Origin of the sequence: Salipiger aestuarii, from assembly GCF_003259905.1 — a bacterium.
Taxonomy (GTDB): Bacteria; Pseudomonadota; Alphaproteobacteria; order Rhodobacterales; family Rhodobacteraceae; genus Salipiger; species Salipiger aestuarii.
Genome location: NZ_QLMG01000098.1, coordinates 1 through 3,700, shown reverse-complemented (window position 1 = coordinate 3,700; position 3,700 = coordinate 1). Strand labels below are relative to the sequence as shown.

Here is a 3,700-nt window from a genome sequence, read left to right as displayed (position 1 = left end):
GGAGGCGCGGGGCGACCCGATAGGACAGATGTCCGAAGGTCTTCCTCTCAGCCAGCGCCCTCGCAGCAACCGTCATCTATTGGTTAGGAATCCTGCGCCTAAAGGCGTTCATCGCGTCCGGCGCAAGCTGGCGAACGGCAAAAGCCGATTTCACTTCTACGCTTGGCGCGGGCGCGGGGTGTCGTTTTTCATAAATAGGTTCAGCACTGTCCGTTGTTTTTATTGACACGCGCTTGTCACAAAAGACTTCAATACTGCTCACCAGGCAGTTCAGTGTGTTGCAAGGCCGTCAGAGAACGGTTCAGCGCGTTGCAGGAGGCAGGATCGGTCATGGACCTGGAATCCGTTCCGAAAGACGTATGGCAGAAGGCCGAGGAACGGGCGGCCTTGCTTCGGCCACTTGCCGCGCTCCATGAAGCACCAGCGCACCTTGTCCGCGTTGCAGCGATTGATCTGAAAATTTCCGAACGTTGGGCTTACAGGCTAATCCGCCGGCTCCGTGAAGAAAACGGCGCAGTCACCGCGCTCTTGCCGCGCGATGGCCGCGGTGCTCCGCGCAAGACGCGGATCGCGGGGGATCGGGAAGAGATCATCGGTCATGTCATCGAAGGCCGCTATCTCAAACGGCAGAAGGCGCGCCCCTCGGAAATCTCGAGGGCGGTTCAGGTCGAGTGCTGCAAGGCGGGGATTTCGCCTCCGAGCGAAGCCACGATCAGGCGACGGGTTAACCTGATCGATAAGGGTATCGCGCCACGGCTCCGCGAAGATGATCCGGACACGAAGCCGATCCTCGGCGCGACCCCGATCCCGAAATACCCGCTCGACGTCGTGCAGATCGATCACATGCCGGTCGATGTCATTCTGGTCGATCCGTTCGAGCGTCTGCCAATCGGGCGGCCATATCTGACGGTTGCGATTGACGCGATGAGCCGGATGATTGCGGGCTTCCATGTTAGCCTTGATCCCCCTTCCGCCGCGAGCGTCGGCCTGTGCCTCGCCCACGTCGCCGACGATAAGAAAACCTGGATGACAGCGCGCGGCGTCGCGGATGTGGAGTGGTCGATTGCGGGAAAGCCAAAGAAGATCGGCGTGGACAATGCAGGCGAGTTCCACTCGCAGGCTTTCGAGCGCGGGTGCGCGCAACATGGTATCGAGATCGACTGGCGACCGCCGGGGCAACCTCAGTTCGGTGGCATTGTAGAGCGTGTGATCGGCACCCTCATGCGGCGCATTCACAAGTTGCCGGGCACGACATTTTCCAACACGGCGCAGCGCGGCGCATACGACAGCGAAAGACAGGCCTGCCTGACCCTTGAAGAACTGGAACGCTGGCTGACGGTTGCGATTTGCAAGGACTATCACCTGTCCGGGCATCGTGGCCTGGACGGCACCGCGCCGGTTGCGCGGCTGGACAAAGGTCTCGTGGCCTTGAGCCGATCCGGTGGCAGCATCGCCATCCCGCGTGACATGCGCAGCTATCTGATCGACTTCCTCCCGGTTCTGCGTAGAACGTTGCAACGCGACGGATTCACCGTAGATCGTATCCGCTATTTCTCGAACGCCCTGAAACCGTGGATCGTCTCGCGCGACGTCCGGACGGAGGGACATCTGACCCTGCGTCGCGACCCACGAGACCTTTCCCGTGTATATGTTCTCGACCCGTTCGACGGTTCCTGGCTCGAAGTGCAGTATCGCACACTCTCCCGACCGTCGATCACGCTCTGGGAACATCGGGCAGCGCGGCGACGTGCCCAGGAACGCAATGCGGCGACCGTGGACGAGGACGCCATTTTCTCCGCATTCGAGGAAATGCAGGAGATCGAGCACAACGCGGCCCGGCTTTCTAAGAGCGCCCGCCGCCGTCGGTCGCGGCCGGTGCTGGATCGACAACCTCCATTGGTGAAGCAACAGGAGGCTCTCGACTTGGGCGAACTTTCGCAAGACGAACCGGGCGCTCCACCGCACCCATTCACCGACATTGAAGAGTGGTAGGGCAGATGGACCATCTTCGACCCGAAGCCCGACGCATCGCGGAAAAGCCTGCTATCGAACGGCTCGATTGTTTCGCAACCGACCGCTGGATCGGCTATTCCCGCGCGCAGGATGCCCTGAAACGTATGGACATGCTGTTGGCGACGCAACCCGGCCGTGTTCGACCGCAGAACATGCCGGTCGTCGGGCTGAGCAACAACGGCAAATCGACCATCGCCGAGAAATTCCAGCGCCAGCACCCCCGGCGAAGTTCGGAAGAAAGGGACCGACATATTTTTCCGGTCCTGTCGGTCCAGATGATGCCGGACGTGACCGCGCCCCGTTTCTACGCACAGTTGCTCGACGCATTGGGATCACCTCTCGGGAACATCCGAAAGACCGACCGGCGCAATGCACTGACACTGAATCTCATGCGGGCATGCGGGGTGCGGCTGCTCGTCATTGACGAGTTGCACAACCTGCTTTGCGGCCCATCATCGCGGCAGCGCGAAATTTTGGGGCTTATCCGTTATCTGGGCAATGAGTTGCGTATCCCGATTGTCGCACTCGGGACCAAGGATGCGTGGCTGGCCCTGCGGTTGGACGACCAGCTCGAAAACCGCTTCCAGCCCTTTTTGCTATCGAAGTGGGGGGACGATGCCGAGACCGGGCGGCCGCTGGCCAGCTTCGAGACAGTGATCCCCCTGCGCGGGCCGTCCGGTCTCGGTCTGCCTGCGTTGCGCAGGGTAATCGTGGAGCGCTCGGAGGGCCTGATCGGGGAAATGCACCAGCTTCTTTCAAGCGCAGCAGCACATGCCCTGACGGAAGGACGGGAGCGCATCGAGAGAGAAGACCTGTTGCGCTGCCCTTTCCAGGCACCCTCCTACCGGCGGCAGATGATGGAACGGGAACTTCGGGCATAAAGTTGGAACCCGCATGGCCGCTGCGCCCGCCTCCCAAGGAGATCGAGACTTTGCGGCAATATGTGCAAAGCCTAGCCCGTCTCTATAGCGTCCCCTTCGAAAGCTTTTGCTACTATGCTCTCAAAATTGCACATACGGATGAAGAGGCCCGTTCCTTTACTCACCCCACAGAGGATGTGTTGGAGCACCTCTCCGTCGGCCTCGGCATTCCAATTGATGAGTTGCGTGGTTTCGAGGCGCGCCGTCGCCGCAATGTCGCACGCCTATACGCGGAACTTGAAGCATGGATAGCCACGCCCGAGGGACGACAGAGATATGAATGGGCTTTCCCGCCGAAATCGTAACATTTGGGCACACCCGTGGGTGACGTTCGGATGTGACAGTTGAAAATGTCACAAATGAGTAGCGTGGCGAGTATTGTGACAGTATCAGTATTATAGCCACCCTAAAGTGACATTTCTCCATGCCCAAGATCGGTTACGCCCGCGTCAGCTCAACAAGTCAGGACCTCGAAATCCAGAAAGCCAAGCTGAAGGCAGCAGGCTGTGAGATTGTCCGCGCCGAAACCGGTTCCGGGGCGTCCCGTGACGGTCGCACCGAACTGGCAACCGTCCTGGAGTTTTTGCGTGCAGGTGACGAGCTGGTCGTGCATCGCCTCGACCGCCTTGGGCGGTCGACCCGAGACGTTCTGAATCTGGTGCATGAGTTGGATGGTAACCGGCCGGTAAGGACCGCAGATCAGGCGACGGCCTTGGCCTCCTGAGCGATCGGCGCCCAGTTCCACGGCAACAGCTCGTCGAGGCGGT

At 60.3% G+C, this 3,700-nt stretch carries 5 protein-coding genes; 4 read left to right on the top strand and 1 reads right to left on the bottom strand.

Going from position 1 to position 3,700, the window contains the following annotated elements:
• Nucleotides 1-76: 76 nt before the first annotated feature.
• Nucleotides 77-262 carry a hypothetical protein gene (locus ATI53_RS23540; protein ID WP_152335043.1) on the bottom strand — a complete coding sequence of 62 codons (186 nt, stop codon included), beginning with the start codon at nucleotides 260-262 and terminating at the stop codon, nucleotides 77-79.
• Nucleotides 263-330: 68 nt separating this feature from the next.
• On the opposite strand from ATI53_RS23540, the gene ATI53_RS22525 reads away from it, so the two are divergent.
• The 4 genes from ATI53_RS22525 (at nucleotide 331) to ATI53_RS22515 (ending at nucleotide 3,657) form a co-directional block, all read left to right on the top strand.
• A complete protein-coding gene (locus ATI53_RS22525; RefSeq protein ID WP_111551428.1) occupies nucleotides 331-1,992 on the top strand; it encodes a TnsB C-terminal domain-containing protein in 1,662 nt (553 codons plus the stop codon).
• Nucleotides 1,993-1,997: 5 nt separating this feature from the next.
• Nucleotides 1,998-2,894, top strand: coding sequence for a TniB family NTP-binding protein (locus ATI53_RS22520; RefSeq protein ID WP_111551427.1), 897 nt, complete (start codon nucleotides 1,998-2,000; stop codon nucleotides 2,892-2,894).
• A gap of 50 nt (nucleotides 2,895-2,944) precedes the next feature.
• Complete coding sequence (locus tag ATI53_RS23080) at nucleotides 2,945-3,238, top strand: hypothetical protein (protein ID WP_146610006.1); 294 nt, start codon at nucleotides 2,945-2,947, stop codon at nucleotides 3,236-3,238.
• Nucleotides 3,239-3,357: 119 nt separating this feature from the next.
• Entirely contained in the window at nucleotides 3,358-3,657 is a 300-nt protein-coding gene (locus ATI53_RS22515) for a recombinase family protein (protein ID WP_111551426.1), read from the top strand.
• Nucleotides 3,658-3,700: the final 43 nt, after the last annotated feature.